This is a genomic window from Bacillus sp. AL-1R, assembly GCF_052180195.1.
In the GTDB taxonomy this organism is placed as follows: domain Bacteria; phylum Bacillota; class Bacilli; order Bacillales; family Bacillaceae_G; genus Gottfriedia.
In genome coordinates, this window is the sequence record NZ_CP197469.1 from 3,516,661 (window position 1) to 3,539,958 (window position 23,298).

Sequence of the window (23,298 nt, forward strand, 5' to 3'; positions counted from 1 at the left end):
TTAATTGAAGGAGTGAGGACAATTGGAGCTTAAGTTGCCATTCATACCAGCATTAATTTCAATGTATTTTATTTCACTAGGAATTATAATAGGTGGATCGATCATTGGTTCAATTGGTTACTATGTCATTGGACAGCCACCACTTAGCAGCATGTATGATTTATCAATGAAACTACGAATTTGGGCAATTGTTGGGGCGATAGGTGGAACATTTGATACATTTTATAGTTTTGAAAAAGGATTATTTGAAGGAGAAACAATCGAATTCATTAAGCAAATTATCATGATTATAGCCGCCATGGGTGGAACACATACAGGTACAATCATTATCCAATGGTTTACAGGAGAACATGTATAATGAAAGCTCCTCCAGAACAACTCTCACACTCTTGGGCAAAATTTTTTGTAGGCATTTTTTTCGGGTTTATCATTAGCTGGCTTGTCTTTATTTATTTTTATGGAGTGACAGAAGAAGAACAAGTAAAACAAATAACTGAATTGAAAATGCTCAATAAAGAATATTTAAGAGATAAAAATATATTTTTTGAAAATATGGAGCGAATGAACAAGGAAAAGAAACGAAATTTAACCGTTCAAGAAATCAAAGTGACAATCTTAAATTACAAACAATACAATATAAATGTATATACGAATCATCAACTTATTAGTGATGTAAAGAATGACCTAAGTAACCTACTTACTCAAGATATAAAAAGTGTTTCCCAAAATCGTGAATTATTAAGACGGGCGATCGAAAACAAAGTTTATATTAAAGATGATCGGCGATTTAAACTTGAAATCGATACAATCTATTTTGATACCGTATTAGAAATTACATTAAAAATAAAAAGCACAAAATAAATGAGAGGCTAGACTGCTTGATTAGCCTCTCAAATTTATTTTCAACTTTTATATTTCTTCTCTACAAACTTTTTGTAATTCTTCCACTACTTTTTCTGCTTCTTCCCATGAGAAGATTTTCGCTCCAGATGCAAGCGGATGTCCACCACCGTTAAACATCGCAGCTACTCCATTAATAACTGGTCCTTTTGAACGAAGACGTACTCGAATTAATTCCTCTTCTTCTAAAAAGATCACCCAAGCTTTTACCCCTTTTATATGTCCAAGTGAACTTACAGCCAATGAAGCTTGTTCAGAGTTTACATTATATTCATCCATTAGAGCCTTTGTCATGTTGATATGACCGACTCCCTCTTTGGTTAATTTAAAATTTTGAAGAACATATCCATTTAAATGAGCCATCTCAATTGATGTTTCGTACATATTGTCATATATTTCATTAATAGAAAAATCCTTTTTAATCAAACTACTAGCTGCATGAAAAGTTCTTTCTGTTGTACTTGGAAATAAGAATCTTCCTGTATCCCCTATAATTCCCGCATAAATTAGTCTCGCAGCTTCGTCAGTTACGACTAATTGTTCATTACTACTCTCTGCAAGTTCAAAAATTAACTCACTAGTTGAACTGGCAGTAGTATCTACATGCATAATGTCTCCGTATTGATCTACGTTTGGATGATGGTCAATTTTGATCAGTTTCTTTCCAGTTGAATATCTAGCATCATCTACTCGTTCAGTATTAGCAGTATCACAAACAATGACAAGTGCATCCTTATAGACTTCATCTTCAATTTCATCCATTTTATATAAAAACGCTAGAGACTCAGGCAATTGTCCTACTACATATACTTTTTTAGCAGGATAACTTGCTTTAATCATCTCTGCTAAACCACACTGTGAACCAATAGCATCTGGATCTGGACGAACATGACGATGAATGATTATCGTATCAAACGAATGGATATCTTTTAAAATTTGTTCCTTCAACATTAAACTCTCCTTTATATGAAAACTTTTGAAATATAGTTTCTATGACTGTAAAATATAATTATGTATTTAGTCATTGAAAGGTGGAAGCTAAGTGAATAGCATTGCAACAATAGTAATTATATCTTTTCTATTCTTCTTATTTTACGTTACCAAATTTTTCTTTACAAGCGAACTACTAACAAAAAAAATTGCAGGATCACGTGCAAGATTAACTTTTGGATTATTCCTATTGCTTTACGGTATAAACCAAATTGTGATAGATCTTGAATTAATAAGAATTTGTGTTGGGATTGTGTTCATCGTTTTTGGTGTGGCAAATCTATATCGTGGATACTTACAGAATAAACATTATAAAGCAATTGAAAATAAACAAACTGTTTAATCTTAAAGTAATCTAGAAAGTGAGAAAACTTACATGATGACAGAAGAACTATTTTCATCAAAATTTGATGAACTAGTAGAATTATCACATTCTAGTATTAAACTTCAAAAACTACTGACATTTGCAGAAGAATTAGAGAATCAAGAGGAATGGGGATATCTATATTACGTTAATATGGAATTAGCCGAAACTGCTTTTTCTATTGGTGAAATAGACTTATTTATTGATACCTTTTTATGGTGTGTAGATTTATATGATCAAAACGAAGAACGTATCGATCAAGAGCAGATTCTATGGCTGTATAAATGGTTGTTAGAAATAATACCCCAGTCACTAAGATTCTCTTTAGAGGAAATTCATCATTATTTCGAGGATTTTAAGAATCGTTTAGTAATTGCTAACTTTTCTTTAAGACCGTATTTTCAAGCTCTATTTATAATGAACTTATATTTAGGTCAAATTGATTACGCAAAACAAAGCTATCAACTATATAAAAAATCTCCAAGGGATAATTTAAGTAATTGTGAAAAATGTGAAATGTATAGCGAAATGATTTATTTACTAAAAACTGATCATCTTCAAGAAGCCTTAAATTTACAAAATAAAATAATGAATAGTACTGTTGATTGTGACGAAGCGATTCACAAATCCTATTCAAAATTACTTCTTCCTTTACTAGAAGATAGAAAAATTGATGAAGCATTAATCATTCAACAAAAAGCATATTTTGTAACATATAATCGCACTAAATACATTCCTGAACTAAGTGAGCAAATCATTTTTTTAACGTTTTGTGATCCGGATAGAGCAATTGAATTGTTTTATAAACATGTTGATTTATGCGACAATCTTTCGAATCTATCATATAAATTCGAATTTTGGCTAGCAGCATTATTTATGGCGAAAAAATTGAAAATAAATGAAGATGAATTTATTTACGACTTAGTGAAATTAGAAAAAATTGTATATGACTTAGCAAAAGATTTTGATACTAGAAACGAAAATAATGAATTTGTTAATCGGGTTAATAAACTACTTTCGAATGTAAAAAACGGGATGATTTTTTCATAAACTTCAAAGGCAGGGAATGGTTTCCTGCTTTTTTATTTTGTAAAAAAAATGGAAGCCCTAATATGGCTTCCATATCTATCGATCTAATAACTGCATCATCATTAACGCTTTACCAACTAATGTTCCTTGCTGAAATACTTCAACATCGACTTTTCCAAACTTACGACCCAATTCTAAAACTTTTGGTTTAATTTCAATGACATCATCAATTTGAACTGGCTGTACGAAGTAAATAGTTATATTTTCTACGATTAAGTCCCCTTTTTTCATATCACGAACGGCTCGTTTACCTGCCTCGGTTACAATCGTCGTAAATACGCCATGTGAAAGAGTACCAATTACATTCGTCATTTGCGGAGTTACATTACATCTAATTGTAAAGTCCTCATTTTTTTGATCTTTATTATTATGAAATTGACTAGTAACGATATCATCAATTGTTTCGCCCACTTGAGGCTGACGTTGTAATTGCTGCAGTGCTTCAAGTACATCTTGACGACTTATAATACCGATTAAGTTATTCGATGTATTTACGACCGGTAGCAACTCTATACCTTCCCAAACCATCATTCTAGCGGCTGCAGCAACCGACATCTTTTCATTTACACTGATTGGATGTCTAGTCATCACTTTATCAATTCTTTGGGTTCTTTGTTCATGTATGATATCCTTTGAAGTTACAATGCCAATTAACTTACCTCGATCATCAATTACAGGATATCTTCCATGACCTGTTTCTCGATTATATTCATACCATTTTTCAACTTCATCAAATGGAGAGAGTGTAGCTGTTTTTTCAGTTGGTATTAAAATATCTTCAACTAGTACGATATCTTTCTTAATTAACTGATCATAAATTGCACGATTAATTAATGTCGCAACAGTAAACGTATCATAACTAGAAGAAATAATCGGCATTTTCATTTCGTCCGCAAGACGTTTTACGCTTTCATCTGTATCAAATCCACCTGTTACTAAAACTGCTGACCCTTCTTTTAATGCTAATTCATGCGCATTTACTCGGTTTCCGACGATTAATAAATTATTTGCACTAATATATCTCATCATCGCATCAAGCTGCATTGCACCAATAACAAACTTATTAAGTGTTTTATGTAATCCTTCTTTTCCACCTAAAACTTGTCCATCAACGATATTAACAACTTCGGCAAAAGTTAATTTTTCAATATTTTCTTTTCTTTTTGTTTCAATTCGAATTGTCCCTACTCGTTCAATAGTACTAACAAATCCTTTATTTTCTGCATCTTTAATTGCTCTATATGCAGTACCTTCGCTTACACTTAAATCTTTTGCAATTTGTCTAACTGATATTTTATGACCGACTGGTAGTTGTTCAATATGTTCTAGTATTTGATCATGCTTTGTAGTCAATTACCTCACCAAGCTTTCAATGGTTGTATTAATATTTTTATTAACTATTATATAACAATTCATACCATGAAAAAAAGCACGTTTCAACGTGCTTCTAGTACTGTACTAATATTTTTTCTATGCCAGATACTACAATAGTGTAATTGTTGTATTTGGCTCATGAATAAAACCATTATTTTTTGGTAATTTTGCAAGGAACTCATTTGGGTCTACTTGGATTGGTGGAAATGTATTATAATGCATTGGAATGACTTGCTGTGCGTTAATCCACTCAGAAGCAATCACTGCATCGTCGATTCCCATTGTAAAATGATTACCAATTGGTAAATAGGCTATATCAATATTTTCATACTCACCTAATGTTTTCATTCCTCTGTATAATGCGGTATCACCAGCATGATAAATTGTTTTACCAGCTATTTTTAATAAGACGCCTGATGGTGGTCCTACATTAATAATTTGTTTATTTTCTTCATCAACAATACTTGAACCATGAATCGCTTCTACTAATTTTAGCTTACCAAATGAAAACTCTTTTTCTCCCCCGATATGCATAGGGACAACATTAACACCTTGCCAAGAGATCCATGTTGCTAATTCTACTGGAGCAATAACAGTTGCATCATTTCGTTTCGCAAGTTCAACTGTGTCACCTAAATGATCACCATGACCGTGTGTTACATAAATATAATTCACTTTAATATTTTCTACTTTCACATTAGTATGTGGATTACCATTAATAAATGGGTCAATAATAATTGAATCTTGACCGTGTTCTACTAAAATAACACTATGCCCAAAATATGTAATTTTCAATTGAAGTCGCTCCTTTATTTTAAAATTAGTCTCTAACACATTTTAACAGATTATTTTCTATTACAAAAATTTGAAATACGTTAACTATTTTACGAAATTCGATAAAAAATGATAAAATAGGAGTGTTACAAACTGTAGAGACTTTTTTTGTTTATTGCAGTAAATTGTTTTTTAAGAAAGGATGTTACACATGGAACACCGTATACAAAATCTATCAACTTGGTTAAAAGAACAAGATATTCAACTAGGATTTATTACATCTACTGAGAACGTATTTTATTTAACTAATTTCCATTGTAATCCACATGAACGTCTTTTAGCTTGTCTTGTATTTCCAAATGAAGAGCCAATTCTTGTCTGTCCACAAATGGAAGTTGGACATGTACAAAATGCTGGCTGGAAATATGGCGTAATAGGCTTTAATGATAGTCAAGACCCTTGGGCAATGATTCAAGAATCATTAGCAAAACGCAATATTTCAGTAAATCGTATGGCGATTGAAAAAGAACATCTTCTAGTTGGCCGCTATGAAAGATTAGTACAACTTTTCCCTGGTGCACAATTCCTTGCAGCTGAGGAAAAATTACATGACTTACGTTTAATTAAAGATAGTGAAGAAATTCGTCGTATGCAAGTTGCTGCTGAAGCGGCTGACATGGCTTGCCAAATTATTGTTGATCGTATTGCTGAAGGCAAAACAGAAATGGATTTAATTGCTGAAATGGAATATGAAATGAAGAAAAAAGGCATTTCTAAAACATCATTTAGCACTTTAATATTAACTGGTGCAAATTCAGCTTTACCACATGGTAATCCAGGTACAAACCCAATTAAAAAGGGTGATTTCGTACTTATGGACCTAGGTTTTATCGTTGATGGATATTGCTCAGATATTACTCGTACAGTAATGTTTGGTCAACCAAATGAGCAACAACGAGAAATTTATGAAACCGTTTTAAAAGGTCAACTTGCTGCAATCGAAGTAAGTAAACCAGGCGAGGTATTAGGAAATGTTGATCGTGCTGCTCGCCAAGTCATCGCAAACGCTGGATATGGCGAATATTTCGTTCACCGTATTGGTCACGGTTTAGGTATTGGTATCCACGATTACCCATCAGTAAATGATTCAAATACTGATATTATTAAAACGGGTATGTCATATACAATTGAACCAGGAATCTATGTACCAAATATAGGTGGCGTTCGTATTGAAGATGATATCGTTATTACAGAAACAGGTGCAATCACATTAACAAAATTCCCTAAAGAATTAATCATCCTATAATATGAATCAAGCCGAACTACTAACGATTCGACAAGTACTTCCATCAGATGTCCCAATTATGCACAAATGGGAATGTGATGAAGAGATTGGTAAACTTGTCGGAATAGAAAAACCACGTTCTTTAGATGAAATGCTACAAGGATATGGAAAATATTTTGACGGACTTAAACCTAATCTCCGTTTGTTCACAATCGAATACAATGGTATTTGTGTTGGAAGAATTGAATTAGGAAATCTTGATCAAGAGAATAATCATGCCGCTTTTGGAATCGTAATTGGAGATCAATCAATGCAAAATAAAGGAATTGGTTCATTTGCATTAAACTATCTACTAAATTACGCTTTTAATGAATTAAAACTCATAAAAATATATGGTGAAGTATACGATTACAATATCGCTTCACAAAATTTCCTTACAAAACTAGGCTTTCATTTAGATGGTATATTGCGCAAGCATGAGTTTTTTAAAGGTGCTCATCGTGATATGTATCAATATAGCATTTTGAAAGAAGAATATAATTTTTAATAAAGTTTAATTACCAAGTAAAAACCCCTTTCATCATATAGAGAAGGGGGTTTTTATTTTATACCTTTTGAAGGATCGTATGTTGTAATGGAACACCACCCATTGATACATTTCGTTCAATTAGATGATATTGTTTACCATTTATGATAAAAAGTCTATTTCCTCTGTAATCAACTGTTTTACCTTGGCTTTGTAATTCAGCCTTCACAGCCTTCGCATATTCATTTAAATCTAAATAGCGCTCATCTAAATCTAATGTAATATTTTGGTTACGATAACCCATTAGCCAGTTAAACCCCAAAATACCCATAATCAGAAAAATAAGTATAAAAATAAATTCCAATTCTATCACCCTTTTTACATAAAATGGAAATTACAATCTAATTATACTATAAATTACAAAGTGACTGTTATTAGAATTGAGAATAACATAAAATCCCTTTACCGATTTCGATAAAGGGATTTTACTTTTTATTAGTTTGTAGAAACAGATGTACCTTGTAATAAAGTAGTTGCTTCTTTATATTCTAAGCCGTGAGCTTCTGCTACTGCTTCGTATGTTACATATCCATCAAGTGTATTAATACCTTTGAATAATGCAGCGTTATCTAAGCAAGCTTTTTGATAACCTTTGTTAGCAATTTGAACTGCATAAGGTACTGTAACATTTGTTAGTGCCATTGTAGAAGTACGAGGAACCGCACCAGGCATGTTTGCTACAGCGTAGTGTACTACTCCATGCTTCTCATATGTTGGGAAATCATGAGTTGTAATACGATCTGTTGTTTCGAAAATACCACCTTGGTCAATTGCAATATCAACTACAACTGAACCTGGTTCCATTGTTTCGATCATTTCTTTTGTTACAAGTTTTGGTGCTTTTGCACCTGGAATTAATACTGCACCGATTACTAGATCAGATTCTTTAACTGCTTCAGCAATATTGTAAGGGTTTGACATTAAAGTCGTAATTTGATGACCAAAAATGTCATCTAGTTGACGTAAACGATCTGGATTTAAGTCAATCATCGTTACATGAGCACCAAGACCAACAGCTACTTTAGCAGCATTTGTTCCTGCTACACCTCCACCAATGATTGTAACTTTTCCACGACGTACTCCTGGTACTCCACCTAATAAAATACCTTTTCCGCCTTTATTTTTCTCAAGGAATTGAGCACCGATTTGAGCTGACATACGTCCTGCTACTTCACTCATTGGAGTTAATAATGGTAATGTATTACCAACTTGTACAGTTTCGTATGCAATTCCTACTACTTTATTATCAATTAAAGCCTTAGTTAATTCAGGCTCTGGAGCTAAATGTAAGTATGTGAATAAAATTAATCCTTCACGGAAATATCCATATTCGCTTGGAATTGGTTCTTTAACTTTCATAACCATTTCGTTATTCCAAGCCTCTTCTGCAGTTTCAACAATTGTTGCACCGGCATTTACGTATTCTTCATTCGTAAACCCTGAACCAAGTCCAGCATTTGTTTCAATAAAAACTGAATGACCATGTCCAACTAAGTTCATTACTCCAGCTGGTGTCATTGCTACACGATTTTCGTTGTTTTTTATTTCTTTTGGTACCCCAATGCGCATGTTATTTCCCCCTGAAATATATTTAATTCGTGTCTCTTAAAGAGCTTTATTTATTAAATAAATATTACATTTTTATATTAACACAAAACAATAGTGCAGAAAATGAAAACGCTTAATTTCCTTTAATAAATATTAATTCAGAATCTTTTTTTACTATAAATTATGCTTTATAAATGGAATTGTCCATGAATTCTCACGATAATGGAATATGTCTGTATTTATTAATAACATCCAATCCACCAGTTACTTCAAAAATATCTCCAGTAATAAAATCAGACTCTTCCTTACACAAAAACTGTACCATTCTTGCTATATCTTCTCCCGTACCAGATCTTCCAACTGGTGCAAGGCCTTTTCCTTCCTTACTTGCATCTGTTTGATTTGATTCTTTCATATCACCAAAAATATCTCCAGGACAAATCATATTAGATGTTATGCCATTTTCAGCCTCCTCATAGGCTATTGTTTTAGTTAATGATACTAGACCGACTTTAGCTGCACTGAATGCAGAACGATAAATCCATCCCGAAGCTGAATTGGCACCTTGAAACCCATAATTTATTATCCGTCCATATTTTTGCTTTCGCATAATTGGAATAATTTGCTTTAAAAGATAAAACACGCTATGCAAATTTCCATACAACAAGTATTCCCATTCTTCATCCGTATAGTCAGCCAGTTTTTTTCGGTTAAATAAATACGGGCCAGCATTATTAATAAGGCAATCAACCCTTCCGAATTTCTCCATCGTTTTTGAGACAATCTCATTAATAAATTTTTTATCGCAAATATCACCTTTTACAAAAAGAACTCGGTCCAAGTAATCTTTCCATTCTTCTTTTCGCGCTTTGACAGCTTGTTCATCAGAAAAGTATGTAACAGTTACAGAATAACCTTCGTTTAAAAATGATTCAGTTACTTTCTTCCCTAACCCCTTCGATCCTGCTGTAATGACAGCATGCCTCATAAAACTCTTCCTTTCAAGTCTAAAAATAATTTTATATATTCGTGAAAATCATCTAGATAAATCAATCAATTGTATGTATTTTTAATAACCTTTTTAAATATGTTATTTATCCATAAAAGTCAATTCATTAAAAATTTTGCCATTTTCTTATACAACTATCTTTAATTTAGTAAGATTATTTTATTAAAAGATATCTATGTTTTCTATTATTATGAATTATTTTCCTTTTATTTTAATAATTTTTATTTTTAGATTTTAAACTATTTACAGACAATTCTTTATCACAAATCTAGAAATTTAAAAATCAATATGTTTCACATAATTTTTCAATGTATAATATAGTGAAGAGGTGGAGTAAAAATGTTACAAGATTATTTTTCATACGATGAACGATTAGGTATTTTTCTACCAAGCCTTAAGTTGGATTGGGAAGATTACTCTCACGATCAGCAACAAATGATTCTAACAGAATGGGAATATATACGTGGTAGTATACCTGATCAAATTAAGCGATTAGAGTTTTCGATTAACCATAAACAAGAGCAATTAAATCATGAGTCTGACTTTGTATTGAGCTGTAAATTAAATTCTGAAATTGCAGATTTGGCATCAATTATTAACGATCTTTGGATTTGGTTTAGAAGTAATCAACAAATTTCCAATGATACAAAAATACACGGCTAAAAAAGCTAACAATAAATTTGTTAGCTTTTTCCATTACCACTATTGTTATGTTTATTCATTTTCGCGCTTTTGAATTTGTAGAAGAGTCTCTCCGATTATTTTTAGTTCCTCTTTTAGTCGGATCGTTTCATTTGCAACTTTTTCGGAAGATGCTTCTTTAATTTGCTTGTTTAGTTGGTCAACCACTTTTCGTAACTTTCCAATGGATTGTTCCAGTTGAAAACTTGATGTTGGCTTCATAATTCTCTCCTTGAATGGTTTTCTTTTAGCATACCATATACTCGTTTACAACCAAACCGCTATTCAAGGAACTACGTATATTGACCAAGCTATACTCTAATAAAGCTAACACAAAAAATTATTATCTTCTCTAATTTGATTTATTAATCTGCTGGCTCATAGTTTACCCGTTCTGATAATATACGATATTGATAAAATTTCTTCGTATAATCTAATACGTTTTTTGTAAAAGATTCATTCCATTTTGAGCCAACAGTAACGCCTAATAAAGGAATGCCACCAAGTACTTTATTTCGTAATGAATGAATCATTAATAACTTGCACATTTGTAAGATGACTGCGTAATAAACCCCTTCTCCCTTAAATTCATTTTCCCAAGTTGCAAATACGTCTGAATCCTCATGCTTTAAAATATCGTCCATTAAATTACTCCAAACAACATATTTTTCGGTAGAAGGGAGAATTGCACCTTGTAACACTTTTAAGCTACACTCCATCTCTTTTGGAATACTTACATCATATCCATAACAAAGGGCTATTTCTTGTACAGTTTTAAGATTAATAAATAACAAAGCCGGTAAATCTCCAAATAAAGCAAGCTTTGAACTAGATCCACTTATTCCACCTTGAACACTTGAGACAATTAATGCTTTCGATATTTCTTGTTCAGCTAAGAAATTTAATTGTCTTAATGGTAACTTTCTTAAATCGCTTATGGTCCTAATATCTCTTCTTAATATTTGTGCTCGATTTAGAATATCTAATTTCTTATCTTGAAACTGTTTTGTTGTTTGTATTAAAGATTGAGTGTGGAAAAAAGCAGTTGAAAAAAATTCATTTAAAGTTTTCGAATAGCCCTGAGGTATTTTTTTGAGGAGAAAATTAGAAGCATTTTGATACATCAGTTCAATTTTATTTAAATTTTGCTGTTGATGTTTCTTTTCAATCAAATCGTTTAGTTCAAGCCATAGATTATATTCTTTCATTTGATCCATACTATCACCTCAAATATAAAAAAACGTAGAGCCAAAAAGTGATCTCATTTTAAGAATATGAGGTCATCTATTTTTGTATGCTCTACGTTTATGTTTACTAACGGATTATTTCATTCCAACTCGTACTACATCTCTTGCGATTACAACTTCTTCATTTGTAGGAATTACGATTACTTTAACTGGAGAATGATCGAAGCTAATGAAAGCTTCTTTTCCTCTAAAGTTATTTTTACTTGGGTCAAAATACACACCCATAAATTCAAGACCTTCAAGAACGGCTTGACGAATTTCAGGTCCATTTTCACCAATACCTGCAGTGAAAATGATTGCATCTACGCCTTTCATACGAGCAGCGTATGAACCTAAATATTTGTGGATACGGTTTACGAATACACTTTGAGCAATCTTCGCACGTTTATTACCTTCTTCAGCTGCAGTCTCAATGTCGCGTAAGTCACTTGAGAATCCAGAGATTCCAAGCATACCACTTTGTTTATTTAAAACATCAAGTACTTCCTCAGCTGTTTTACCTGTTTTTTCCATAATAAATGGTATTAAAGCAGGGTCTAAGTTACCTGAACGAGTTCCCATTGTTACACCAGCAAGCGGAGTGAATCCCATTGAAGTATCAATTGATTTTCCTCCATCAACTGCAGCAATACTTGCACCATTTCCTAAGTGACATGAAATAAGTCTTAATTCTTCAAGTGGCTTACCAATTAATTCAGCAGCTCTTTCTGTTACATACTTATGTGATGTACCGTGGAATCCATATTTACGAATACCAAATTGTTTATAGTACTCATAAGGTAAGCTATATAAGTAAGATTCTTCAGGCATTGTTTGATGGAATGCAGTATCAAATACAGCTACTGCAGGAACATTTGGTAATAATTCTTTAAATGCACGAATACCAACTAAGTTAGCTGGGTTATGAAGTGGAGCTAAATCTGAAAGTTGATCAATTTGTTGTTCAACTTCTTCAGTGATTAAAGCAGAATCTGTGAATAATTCTCCACCGTGAACTACACGATGTCCAACACCATGAATTTCATCGAATGAAGAAATAATTCCTAAACCTGTTAGCTTTTCAAGAAGCATTTTTACTGCAACAGAATGATCAGCAATATCAGTTACTTCTTTAATTTTTTCACCGTTTACTGAAATTACAAAAACGCTATCCTTTAAACCGATACGTTCTACTAAACCAATTGTAAGTACTTTTTCGCTAGGCATTTCAATTAATTGAAATTTTAATGACGATGAACCTGCATTAATAGCAAGAATGTTTGCCATGTTTTTACATCTCCTTTAAACATGAAACTGTTATATTTTTTAAGCTGAAATTATTATAACACAAATTAGTTTACGTGTTTAAAAGTTCAATTATTGTAAATTTTCTTTAAACCATTCATTCATTTGAAGCATAATATCTTCAACTGCCTTCATATTCGATAACTTAGGGAAATCAACTAATAAAGCCTGTTTTGGCTTCTTCATATTTTCTGCATTTTTGCGGATAATTAATATACTTTTTTGATGTCTTTCGTCCTTAAAGGCAGATACTGGCAACTGTATCAATCCTTGAATAACACCTGTTTCATTAATATAGCTTTGTAATTGCGCAGATTGCTCTGAAGTAAATAAGTGATTTGGCACTAATGAGATGAAAAATCCACCAGATTTTAAGTAGTTCATACTTTGCTCAATAAATAAATGATGAGCATAAGACATGCCTTCTTTTGCTTTTAAATTATATTCTTTTGCACGATCAGCGTTTGGATAATACCCAATGGGTAAGTCACAAACGACAAGATCAACCGGATCAACAAATAAAGGCGCTAAACTATCTTGATTAAATAGTTCTATTTCATGTCCTAATAAGTTGCCAATAACGAATGCAATTCTAACAAGAACGTCGTCTACATCTATTCCAACAGAAGCAGCAAATTTATCCTTTGTAGAATTTAAAATTGTTAATAAAAGATTTCCTGTACCAATCGCTGGATCTAAAATCGTTAAATTTTGTTTACCTTCAGTCAACTTTCCAACTAAATAAGTAATAATAAAAGCAATACCATCTGGCGTCATTTCATGGTTTGTTTGTACCCCTTGCTTCATACCTTTTAATATCGCTAATTGAAATGCTCTACGAATACTCTCATTATCTTTTGAAACGGCTGTGAATTGTTGAATTGTATTCATAAGCTTTTCTTTTTGTGAACCAGTAATTTCTTCTTGCATTACTTCCCCTTCAAAGAAATTTTCACCTGTTTCAATTAATGCCTCTAAATAAGAAATTTCTAAATTATCTTTTAAACATTCTGTCGATTCATCTATGTATTTAAATAAAAATTCCACTGAATTCTCTTTTACCATTTTTCCTTCCTCACTTTCATAATAGAACAGTCATTGTTTTTCATTATACGTATGGCTCTTAAACGTGTCCACTTTAATAAATTCTTCTATTAGAAAGTATTTGGTTTTTTTCATTCATTTTAATCCAGTACTGTTAATTTAATTTTAATTGAAGAGTATTTACTTTTAATTAATACATTTTGAATTTTTTATGTAGTTTTTATTGATCAGTATATAAAAAAATAAAGACCTCTATTAGTAAGGTCCTTATTTTCGTACTCTTGAAAAAAGTAATGATATATATAGATTTTTTATTAAAGTAGCCTGTTTAACTTATTTTCATTTTCTTTTCGATTGGCTTCTTAAACCGTGTTATGTAGTTCAAAGATTTTGTTCCATGTACTAAGCGATATATGCTCGTGATAACCGATAGTAGTGTATATGGTTTGTATGCTAAGTATTTTGATTCCCATTTATTTGCAAATTTGCTTTTAAATGTTAATAATCCTTTAAAGTTATAGATTGAGTTACCATATTTAAAGATCAGCTTTGCAGATTTTTCGATGATTGATGATTTTGATTCTTGGCCAACATTTGCTAAAGGTGCCATTCCAAGACTGCAATTTTTAAATCCATTTTCTTTTGCCCAAAACATAATCGAAACAAAAAGCATATCCATTGTTCCATATGGTAATTCTTTTAAATATCTCATTAAATCGATTGTTATATTTTCTCCTTGAATCGGTAATGTCGCAAAAGCAATAACTTGACCATTTTTATCTTTTAAAATTCCTATCGGAAAATTTGAAACATAATCATAATGGAAAGAACCAACTGAAAAAGATAACTCTTCTCTCCCATTTAACCATACGTCCGAAACTCCTTTTAGTTCTTGAAGTAGATCAGTAGAATGGCCAGGCATTGATACTTCAAATTGATATCCCTGTCGAATGAATTTGTTCCTTTTTGTCCTTAGTTTTGCGCCTTTTTTACCTGCAATTTCGAAATATTCTAGTTCAACTATTGCTTCTTCACCTAATTTTAACAACCGATAGCCAGCTTTTTCATAAAACATTTTTGAGTTTTCATCTATTTGATAAAAGCACGGAATACATTTTATAGCCCTTGAATAATTTTCAAACTCCTTTATTTTTTCAAAAGAAATCTCACCAATTGGTTCACATAGAACAACTAATTTATTACCTTGTTTACGGTAAACAAATGCAGACTTTTGATCTTCTGATAGAAATACTTTTTTATCTCCAAGTAATCCTAAATGTGTTAATGAAGTTCCACCATATGTTTTAATAAGTTGTTGAATAATCTCAATTGTCGTTTTATGATTTGATTCTTTTAAAAATTCTTTCATAATACCCCCAAAACAAAGAGTCGTTTTTCTTTACAAATTCTATTTTACAAAAAAATATCCTCTTATGGATATCCATTAATTAATTTTTTTAATAGTGTATTATTTGGTAATCATTAGCTCCTCCTGTATAATTCAATTTATTATATATAATGGATGTGAACGAATGAATAAAAAGATTGGTTTTATTGGTTGCGGTAAAATGGCCCAAGCTATGATTGGTGGCTTAATTGATTCGAAGGTAATTGAAAAGCATCAAATTTTTGTCAGTGCAAGGTCTAATGAAACACTTGTAAAAGTGAAGGATTTATATCAAGTTCAAACATTAAATAGTAATATCGATTTAGCAAAACAGGTTGATTATTTGTTTCTAGCAGTTAAACCTGATCTATATCCAACTATCATTGAAGAAATTAAAGAATTTGTTTCAATTAATACTGTCATCATTACGATTGCCGCTGGAATTACTTTAGAAGGTGTCGAAAAATCATTCGGTAAAGAGGTAAAAATCATTCGAACGATGCCAAATACTCCTTCGCTAGTTAGAGAAGGCATGAGTGCACTTTGTCATAATCAATTAGTTACCGATGATGAGTTAGCTGAAGTAATGGAAATCTTCAATAGCTTCGGGAAATGCGAATTAGTAAGTGAAAAATTAATGGATGCGATTCCCGCAATAAGTGGTTCTTCTCCAGCTTATGTTTACTTAATGATTGAAGCTTTAGCAGACGGAGCTGTATTACAAGGTATAAAGCGTGACCAAGCATATAAGTTAGCTGCCCAGGCAGTTTTAGGTGCAGCAAAGATGGTACTTGAGACTGAATTACATCCTGGCGAATTAAAGGACCAAGTTTGCACACCAGGTGGTGCAACAATAGAAGCAATTGCCGAATTAGAAAAACAAGGCTTCCGCTCATCTATTATTTCAGCTATGGAACGTTGTACTGAGAAATCAATGTCTCTAGGTAAATAATTTTGACTAAGTAATGAGCACCATAACTTAGTAAAGTCATGAAGAAAACGGGCGTTCCAGGCTTTAGGCATTCAATATTTATGAATGCCTTTTTTAATACAAAAAAACTGCCGAGATTCTACTCGACAGCCTTTACCTCTTGATAGAGTGTTTTTTATATTATTTAGCAGCTTTTACAGCTTCGATTGCTGCTTCATAGTTTGGATGAGTTGTACCTTCAGCTACATACTCAACGTAAGTAACAACGTCATTTGAATCTACTACGAATACCGCACGTGCTAATAAACGTAATTCTTGCATTAAAACACCAAATGCTTCACCAAAAGATGCATCACGGTGATCTGAGTAAGTATGTACATTTTCTAAACCACTTGCAGCACACCATCTTTTTTGTGCGAATGGTAAGTCCATAGAAATTGTTAATACTTCAACGTTTTCTACGTTTGATAATTCTTCGTTAAAACGACGAGTTTGTGCATCACAAATTCCAGTATCTACAGAAGGTACTGCGCTAATTAAGCGTACTTTACCAGCTGAAGCCTCTAAAGTTACAGGGCTTAAATCGTTTGCTAATACAGTAAAGCTTGGAGCTTTATCTCCTACTTTTACTTCTTGTCCAATAAGAGTTACTGGATTGTTTTTAAATGTTACAGTTGCCATGATATTTCCTCCCAAAATTACAAAATGTTCACAACATTTATCTTACTGGAAGGGAACCTTGAATGCAATTAACTTTACTTAAATTTTATATTTAATCTAAATCTGGTTCAAAATCTTCAGCGTGGTGATCTGAATCATCTTTTTTCTTCATATATTTCTTTACTTTTTCTAAAGCTTGTGGTGTTAAATCCATTAACTTTTCAATTAAATGTGTATTTTGATCTAGGTGAAGTAGTTTAACACCATCTTTCCCTACGATTAAAAATGCAATTGGAGTGATTGATGCACCGCCACCTGTACCTCCTCCAAATGGATGTGGACTTCTTACTTCAGCTTCTTTAACACCATCTACTAAATGGTAATTTCGAAATTCGCTTCCACCAGCTGCAAAGCCAACTCCTACTTTTGATACGGTTAAGATTAGGCTTCCATCTGGTGTTGAAATTGGATCACCAATTATTGTATTTACATTAATCATTGCTGATAAATTTTCCATTGCCGCGTGCATTAAGTCTCCAATAGGATGTTGACTCATTGTAATCACCTCTAATTAGTTTCGATTGGATGTGTTGCTCTAAATTCTTTTCTAGTTTTCAAATATGCTTTAAGTAATAATAATCCCGCAAAGACGGCCTTTCGTACCGAAAATGAAAACCGTATCTTACCACTAGTTTCCAATACGGAAGTATAATAATTGGGCGTGATATCAATAGTAGGTGGATGATGTAATATCGTAAATTTCTTTAATAAGTTTTCAAAAATTCCGATCGCACTATAGGCTGTCCCAATCGATATCCCTGTTAAAGCAGAATTTCCAACACCGAAATGAATATGATAATTTAAATTGTAAATTTGTACTGAGTTTAAAAATTTTCTAATGATAGTATGTCCGTTGGAGTATAAATTTATGAAAAAATCAATTTGTTGTAGGACGGACAAATCTCTCTTTTTCTCTAAGTCTGAAAGATCTTCTTTTACTTCTTTCGGTCTCTTTAAAGGAATCGTAAAAGAAAAATGCAATAAGTTGTTCAAAATAGACAGTTTAATATTCATAAATCGTTCTTCATTTGTATAAACGGAAAAAATATTGACCTTCATATTTATAAAAAGTATGAAAATTATTAACAGAAAAACAACGATTGCAATAAAAATTAGAATAGAGTATATGTAAAGCAAAAAACCACCCTTTTTTGTATCATTATGGTCAAAGCAACTTCTAGATAAACAAAAAAGAATGGTAAAATACATACCATTCTTTTCGAGTAGTAAAATATAAGATTTTTGAAATTAGCTGATCACAGGACAACCTCAAAGACAACCAAGCTTGTCATTTTGTTAAATTACCCCTGTCTTTTATAGACAATATTTCCTCGGCAAATTGTTTCACTACATTTAACATGCAGTAGTTCATCTTTTTCTATCTCAAATGGATTTTCGTCAAATAAAATAAAATCTGCAAAATATCCTTCTTTTATGAGACCTCTTTTATCTTCTTGATGGAATGAGGCTGCACTATCAATCGTATATAGTTTAATTGCTTCATATAGGCTAATTGCTTCCTCAATATTATATGCTCTATGATCCTTTGCTTTTCGGGTAACCGCTGTATATATGCCTTGCCACGGATTAATTGTATCAATCGGTGTATCCGAACCATTCGCTATAGCGATTGATTCATTTAGCAGTGACTTAATTAAAAATGCATATTCATTTCGACTGTGTCCAATACGATCTACTAACCATGGATAATCGGCATAGATAAATGATGTTTGGACATCCACAACGATGTTTAATTCTTTCATTTCCTCAATTAATTTTGGAGATAAAAGAGAGCAATGGATAAATCGATCAGGTAGCTGAGTTTGATTAGGATATTTTTTAACAACTTCAATAGCTTGCTTTACTGCAAGATCTCCAATCATATGAAATGCTATTGGCAATTTATTTTCACGTGCTTTTTTTGTAATTACTTCTAATTTTTCTAAAGAAGTTACTTGTAATCCTGTTGTACTTTGATCGTCGTCATAAGGTTTTTCTAATAGTGCAGTGCGACCACCAAACGAGCCATCAATAAATGCTTTTACGCCTCCAAATGATACATTCTTATTCCCTTTATGTACTCTTCCTTTCACTTCATCCAAAGTCGTGTGATGAATTAAAACATGCGTATGAAATGGCACTTCATTTAACAATTGCTCATATAAATCAATCACTAGATTGGCGTTTCCGTAATAGGATAAATCCTCTGTTACCGCTCCAACAATACCGTATTGGTAACAATCTTTAATAGCAGAAATGATAGCTTTTGACAAATACTGATCATCAGGTGCTGGCATCGCTTTAATGATTAAATTGACCGCTTCATCATACAATAATCCATTTAAACAACCGTCCTCAAAGCAACCAATTTGTCCTCCTTCAATTTGGGTATGTTCATTTATTTGAGCATGATTAAGTGCTATAGCATTTACAAAGTAAACATGTCTGCAAGTTCTTTTTAATACAAACGGATTTGTACTTGATAAACGATTTAAATCATCAATACAGAATTCTGCTTTTGATTCCCACTCGTTTTCATTCCATCCTTCCCCAACAATCCACTCATTCGGGTGTGCGTCCTTTACAGCTCTCTTCATTCGTTCAATCATCTCATCATATGATTGACACTTTGATAAATCTACACGATTCATCGCTTCTCCATGACCGATTAAATGTAAATGACTATCTATAAAACCTGGAAAACCTATTTTTCCGTTACAATTCATTTTCTCAAATTGTTCACCGTCTAAAAATGAAAGCAGTACTTCAAATGTTCCTGTTTTTATAATTTTTTCATCTTCAGTGATGATTGCGTCTACAGTTTCCCCCTCACCTTCCATCGTATAAAATAAACCATTATGCCAAAGCTTCTTCATTTCATTCCACCATCCGTTCACATAAATTTGTTTATTAATCTGCAAAGTAAATTGTCCTAAAATCAAAAAAAGAGGGAATTTTCCCTCATTTTAACATAAGTATTTATTTAATTCGATTCACGTAATTGTTCCATCGCACGTAATTCTACTCGGCGAATTTTTCCAGAAGTTGTTTTTGGAAGCTCTTGGACAAATTCAATTTTACGTGGATATTTATATGGAGCAGTAATTTTTTTCACGTGTTCTTGAAGTTCAGATATTAACTCTTCCTGATTAGAAGCATTTTCAGTCAAAACAACAAATGCTTTAACAACATTACCACGTAAAGGATCTGGACTAGCAACAACTGCACATTCTTTTACAAGCTTATGTTGAACTAAAGCATCTTCTATTTCAAAAGGACCAATTGTATAACCAGAACTAATAATAATGTCATCACTACGGCCATCAAACCAATAGTAGCCATCTTCATCTTTCTTAGCGCGGTCACCCGTTAAATAATACTCACCTTTTCTTTGTGCTTTTGTACGCTCCAGATCATTATAATAATGCTTAAACAATGCTGGAGAACTTAAATGTACTGCGATATGCCCCACTTCATTAACCCCGACTGGATTTCCTTCATCATCAACGATTTCAACTAAGTTTCCTGGAGTTGGTATCCCCATTGATCCTACTTTTGCTTTAATATCCTTCATCGTTCCGATTAATAATGTATTTTCAGTTTGTCCATAACCATCCCTTACATCAACATTGAAATGTTTTTTGAATGTACGGATTACTTCTTGATTTAAAGGCTCTCCTGCTGATACAGCACTTCGTAATGCCGGTAATTGATATTGATCTAGATTTTCAACCTTTGCCATAAATCGGTATTCGGTTGGCGTACTACAAAATACTGTAATATTTTGCTCCTTTAGCAATGTTAGGAAGGTACCTGCATCAAATTTCCCTTCGTAAAAGAATCCCGTTGCCCCACTGCCTAATGTCGCTAAAAATGGACTCCAGATCCACTTTTGCCACCCCGGCCCTGCAGTTGCCCATACAGTATCTTCTTCAGTCACATCGAGCCAATTTGAAGCAACTGTACGAATATGAGCATAACCCCAACTATGAGTATGTACAACACCTTTAGGATTTCCAGTCGTTCCTGACGTATATGAAATAAACGCTAAGTCATCACTTTTCGTTTCCACAGTTAATACATGTGCTCCGCTAATTGCTTGGTCATTTAACGAAGTCCACAAGGTTTGTTGATTATGGATAGTAAATAATTTATATTTTCCGCTCTTAGCAATATCGCTAAACGTACCTATATATTCATCATGCGATACAATCGCTTTTACTTCGCTATGTTCAAGTCGATATTGAATATCTTTAACCGTTAACATTTCAGATCCAGGAATGACAACACATCCAATTTTTAAAATAGCTAAATAAACTACATAAGTCTCAACACATCTAGGCATCATGACAAAAAGTTTGTCCCCTTTTACGACGCCACTATTTTTAAATGTAAAGGCATATTGGTGAACTTTATTATAAAGTTCCTTATATGTTAATTGATGTGATTCTCCATTTAGGTCAACCCACTTTAATGCCACTTTATCAGTTGTAGCAAATTTTTCAATTTCCCAAACGAGATTATATACTTTTGGAGCGATTAGACTTGTACTGTTCATCTTAGTTAGTCCCCCTTTTGATCATTACTAAAATTATATTTTGTATTTTGCAAAATAGAATAATAATGGTTTCGTTAATTGTCTAATCAATTCCTGCTATTTTTCGACTATTTTTCTGAAAATTTAAACAAAAATTCACAAAAAAAAATAAACTACCTGAAAATGATAGTTTATTTCCCAGAAGAAAGTGGAATAAGATTCCTATTACGGGGTGCTCGAACATCCTGTAAATTAATCACTTTCAACTGTAATACTGTATGTACAAGTAAATGTTTCATTCGGATTTAGCATTTGAATTCCAAGTCGATCTTTCATTTCTTTTACTGGACCGATTTCATCTGCAACACCATACCATGGCTCAATACATAGAAAAGGTGCTGTTTGCGTGGTCCAGATTCCAACATATGGAAACCCTTCGAAATCAACTTTGATTTTATTACGATGATTTTTCGAACGAATTGTCAAACTGTTTTTATTAAGTTTTTCAAAAATTAACGCATCATCATTAAATAGTTCTCTAGTTAATGATAAATTTTTAATATTTTGACCGATTAGTTCTCTTTTACCACTTCGATATGGTCCTTCTAATTTAATTGTTTCTAATCTTTCTTCCTCTTCAAACTGTAAGTAATAATCCTCAAAAGTTTCATCTTTCTTCAGAGGTATATTAAACGCAGGATGAGCCCCTATTGAAAATGGCATTGATTTCTGATCATTATTCGTTACTACATATTTAATAAAAACAGTATTGTTCAAAATCTTATAATTAATCTTTAAAGTAAATTGAAATGGGTAGTTTAAAAGCGTTTGTTCATTACTGTTTAACTCATAGTTTATACAGTCTTCTTTCATTTCAGTTAATTGAAAATCCATATCTCTTGCAAATCCATGTTGAGAAAGCTCATAGATTTTATTATCTACTTTATATTGATTATCAATTAATTTACCTACATTCGGAAATAAAACAGGAGCATGTCTCCCCCAGTAAGCTGGGTCAGCATTCCATAAATAATTTAGATTATCTTTTTTTGTATAAATACCCGTCAACTCTGCTCCCTGTGATTTAGTTGTAATTTTAATAAATTCATTTTCAATATATGACATGAACAGAACTCTCCTTTAATTTATTCCCTCAATTATAACAAAGTTAATCTTTATTATTAAATCAACTAAAATAATAGGTAGAGCAAATAGAAAAGGAGTAGGTTTAACCCTACCCCTTAATCCATTATTATTTAAATTAATTATCTAGAATATCCACCAAGGCTTTGTTCAGCCATTTGTACTAAACGTTTTGTGATTTCACCACCAACAGATCCATTCGCACGAGAAGTTGCATCTGGGCCAAGGTTTACACCAAATTCTGTAGCGATTTCATACTTCATTTGGTTTAAAGCATTCTCAGCACCATCAACTAATAATTGATTGCTACCTGAATTATTTCTATTTGACATGTGTTGTCACCTCCTTGTGAGTATAGAGTGTGATAAAACGCATATCTTCATTCATATTTCGGTTGGTAATTTT

The 23,298-nt window shown here is 32.4% G+C and carries 26 protein-coding genes; 8 read left to right on the plus strand and 18 right to left on the minus strand.

What is annotated here, in order from left to right; translation table 11 throughout:
* The first annotated feature begins 22 nt into the window (after window positions 1–22).
* Both ytrH and ytrI read left to right on the plus strand, forming a co-directional pair.
* The gene (gene ytrH, locus ACSBO6_RS16875) at window positions 23–358 is read left to right on the plus strand and encodes a sporulation membrane protein YtrH (protein WP_286138445.1); all 336 of its coding nucleotides are present in this window, start codon (window positions 23–25) and stop codon (window positions 356–358) included.
* Entirely contained in the window at window positions 358–861 is a 504-nt protein-coding gene (gene ytrI, locus ACSBO6_RS16880; protein ID WP_098847715.1) for a sporulation membrane protein YtrI, read from the plus strand. Before ytrH ends, ytrI begins: the two co-directional genes overlap by 1 nt.
* Window positions 862–909: 48 nt before the next feature.
* Here the strand turns inward: ytrI and ACSBO6_RS16885 are convergent, their stop codons facing one another.
* Complete coding sequence (locus ACSBO6_RS16885; RefSeq protein ID WP_098847829.1) at window positions 910–1,848, minus strand: DHH family phosphoesterase; 939 nt, start codon at window positions 1,846–1,848, stop codon at window positions 910–912.
* A 94-nt stretch (window positions 1,849–1,942) separates the two neighbouring features.
* Between ACSBO6_RS16885 and ACSBO6_RS16890 the strand changes: the two genes are divergently transcribed.
* Both ACSBO6_RS16890 and ACSBO6_RS16895 read left to right on the plus strand, forming a co-directional pair.
* A complete protein-coding gene (locus ACSBO6_RS16890; RefSeq protein ID WP_098847712.1) occupies window positions 1,943–2,233 on the plus strand; it encodes a YtpI family protein in 291 nt (96 codons plus the stop codon).
* A gap of 33 nt (window positions 2,234–2,266) precedes the next feature.
* Window positions 2,267–3,304, plus strand: coding sequence for a hypothetical protein (locus tag ACSBO6_RS16895; RefSeq protein WP_098847709.1), 1,038 nt, complete (start codon window positions 2,267–2,269; stop codon window positions 3,302–3,304).
* Window positions 3,305–3,379: 75 nt separating this feature from the next.
* Here ACSBO6_RS16895 and ACSBO6_RS16900 read toward each other — a convergent pair whose 3' ends face one another.
* Window positions 3,380–4,696, minus strand: coding sequence for a DRTGG domain-containing protein (locus tag ACSBO6_RS16900; RefSeq protein WP_098847703.1), 1,317 nt, complete (start codon window positions 4,694–4,696; stop codon window positions 3,380–3,382).
* Window positions 4,697–4,825: 129 nt separating this feature from the next.
* Window positions 4,826–5,512, minus strand: a complete 687-nt coding sequence (locus tag ACSBO6_RS16905) for a metal-dependent hydrolase (RefSeq protein ID WP_098847701.1) — start codon at window positions 5,510–5,512, stop codon at window positions 4,826–4,828.
* A 190-nt stretch (window positions 5,513–5,702) separates the two neighbouring features.
* Here ACSBO6_RS16905 and ACSBO6_RS16910 point away from each other — a divergent pair, with 190 nt between their 5' ends.
* Together ACSBO6_RS16910 and ACSBO6_RS16915 are read left to right on the plus strand one after the other, a co-directional pair.
* A complete protein-coding gene (locus ACSBO6_RS16910; RefSeq protein WP_098847698.1) occupies window positions 5,703–6,797 on the plus strand; it encodes a M24 family metallopeptidase in 1,095 nt (364 codons plus the stop codon).
* 1 nt (window position 6,798) lies between these two features.
* The gene (locus ACSBO6_RS16915) at window positions 6,799–7,323 is read left to right on the plus strand and encodes a GNAT family N-acetyltransferase (RefSeq protein ID WP_098847695.1); all 525 of its coding nucleotides are present in this window, start codon (window positions 6,799–6,801) and stop codon (window positions 7,321–7,323) included.
* 58 nt (window positions 7,324–7,381) lie between these two features.
* Here the strand turns inward: ACSBO6_RS16915 and ACSBO6_RS16920 are convergent, their stop codons facing one another.
* The 3 genes from ACSBO6_RS16920 to ACSBO6_RS16930 form a co-directional block, all read right to left on the minus strand.
* Window positions 7,382–7,606 carry a hypothetical protein gene (locus ACSBO6_RS16920; protein WP_286138442.1) on the minus strand — a complete coding sequence of 75 codons (225 nt, stop codon included), beginning with the start codon at window positions 7,604–7,606 and terminating at the stop codon, window positions 7,382–7,384.
* A gap of 191 nt (window positions 7,607–7,797) precedes the next feature.
* Complete coding sequence (gene ald, locus ACSBO6_RS16925; RefSeq protein WP_098847692.1) at window positions 7,798–8,931, minus strand: alanine dehydrogenase; 1,134 nt, start codon at window positions 8,929–8,931, stop codon at window positions 7,798–7,800.
* 193 nt (window positions 8,932–9,124) lie between these two features.
* Window positions 9,125–9,898 carry an SDR family oxidoreductase gene (locus tag ACSBO6_RS16930; RefSeq protein WP_098847690.1) on the minus strand — a complete coding sequence of 258 codons (774 nt, stop codon included), beginning with the start codon at window positions 9,896–9,898 and terminating at the stop codon, window positions 9,125–9,127.
* 360 nt (window positions 9,899–10,258) lie between these two features.
* Between ACSBO6_RS16930 and ACSBO6_RS16935 the strand changes: the two genes are divergently transcribed.
* Window positions 10,259–10,582 carry a hypothetical protein gene (locus ACSBO6_RS16935; RefSeq protein WP_098847687.1) on the plus strand — a complete coding sequence of 108 codons (324 nt, stop codon included), beginning with the start codon at window positions 10,259–10,261 and terminating at the stop codon, window positions 10,580–10,582.
* Window positions 10,583–10,633: 51 nt separating this feature from the next.
* On the opposite strand, the gene ACSBO6_RS16940 is transcribed toward ACSBO6_RS16935, so the two are convergent.
* From ACSBO6_RS16940 to ACSBO6_RS16960, 5 genes are all read right to left on the minus strand, one after another.
* On the minus strand, window positions 10,634–10,822 hold the full coding sequence (locus ACSBO6_RS16940; protein WP_098847685.1) for a hypothetical protein: 189 nt from the start codon (window positions 10,820–10,822) through the stop codon (window positions 10,634–10,636).
* 143 nt (window positions 10,823–10,965) lie between these two features.
* Window positions 10,966–11,817 (minus strand): EcsC family protein, encoded by an 852-nt coding sequence (locus ACSBO6_RS16945; protein WP_098847683.1) that lies wholly within the window; start codon window positions 11,815–11,817, stop codon window positions 10,966–10,968.
* 105 nt (window positions 11,818–11,922) lie between these two features.
* Window positions 11,923–13,113: an acetate kinase gene (locus tag ACSBO6_RS16950; protein ID WP_098847681.1), complete on the minus strand. Its 1,191-nt coding sequence runs from the start codon at window positions 13,111–13,113 to the stop codon at window positions 11,923–11,925.
* A gap of 90 nt (window positions 13,114–13,203) precedes the next feature.
* Window positions 13,204–14,196, minus strand: a complete 993-nt coding sequence (locus tag ACSBO6_RS16955) for a class I SAM-dependent methyltransferase (protein WP_098847679.1) — start codon at window positions 14,194–14,196, stop codon at window positions 13,204–13,206.
* Between the two features lie 307 nt (window positions 14,197–14,503).
* Window positions 14,504–15,544, minus strand: coding sequence for a phosphatidylglycerol lysyltransferase domain-containing protein (locus ACSBO6_RS16960; protein ID WP_098847677.1), 1,041 nt, complete (start codon window positions 15,542–15,544; stop codon window positions 14,504–14,506).
* A 163-nt stretch (window positions 15,545–15,707) separates the two neighbouring features.
* Between ACSBO6_RS16960 and proC the strand changes: the two genes are divergently transcribed.
* The gene (gene proC / locus ACSBO6_RS16965) at window positions 15,708–16,514 is read left to right on the plus strand and encodes a pyrroline-5-carboxylate reductase (RefSeq protein WP_098847675.1); all 807 of its coding nucleotides are present in this window, start codon (window positions 15,708–15,710) and stop codon (window positions 16,512–16,514) included.
* Between the two features lie 159 nt (window positions 16,515–16,673).
* Here proC and tpx read toward each other — a convergent pair whose 3' ends face one another.
* From tpx to ACSBO6_RS17000, 7 genes are all read right to left on the minus strand, one after another.
* Complete coding sequence (gene tpx, locus ACSBO6_RS16970; protein WP_098847673.1) at window positions 16,674–17,174, minus strand: thiol peroxidase; 501 nt, start codon at window positions 17,172–17,174, stop codon at window positions 16,674–16,676.
* Window positions 17,175–17,265: 91 nt separating this feature from the next.
* A complete protein-coding gene (gene ytfJ, locus ACSBO6_RS16975) occupies window positions 17,266–17,709 on the minus strand; it encodes a GerW family sporulation protein (protein ID WP_098847671.1) in 444 nt (147 codons plus the stop codon).
* 11 nt (window positions 17,710–17,720) lie between these two features.
* A complete protein-coding gene (locus ACSBO6_RS16980) occupies window positions 17,721–18,227 on the minus strand; it encodes a DUF2953 domain-containing protein (protein ID WP_180232996.1) in 507 nt (168 codons plus the stop codon).
* A 287-nt stretch (window positions 18,228–18,514) separates the two neighbouring features.
* Window positions 18,515–20,089: an amidohydrolase gene (locus tag ACSBO6_RS16985; RefSeq protein WP_098847667.1), complete on the minus strand. Its 1,575-nt coding sequence runs from the start codon at window positions 20,087–20,089 to the stop codon at window positions 18,515–18,517.
* Window positions 20,090–20,196: 107 nt separating this feature from the next.
* On the minus strand, window positions 20,197–21,771 hold the full coding sequence (gene mbcS / locus ACSBO6_RS16990; RefSeq protein WP_098847664.1) for an acyl-CoA synthetase MbcS: 1,575 nt from the start codon (window positions 21,769–21,771) through the stop codon (window positions 20,197–20,199).
* A 231-nt stretch (window positions 21,772–22,002) separates the two neighbouring features.
* Entirely contained in the window at window positions 22,003–22,875 is an 873-nt protein-coding gene (locus ACSBO6_RS16995; protein WP_098847662.1) for an aldose 1-epimerase family protein, read from the minus strand.
* Window positions 22,876–23,015: 140 nt separating this feature from the next.
* On the minus strand, window positions 23,016–23,225 hold the full coding sequence (locus ACSBO6_RS17000; RefSeq protein ID WP_098847660.1) for an alpha/beta-type small acid-soluble spore protein: 210 nt from the start codon (window positions 23,223–23,225) through the stop codon (window positions 23,016–23,018).
* Window positions 23,226–23,298: the final 73 nt, after the last annotated feature.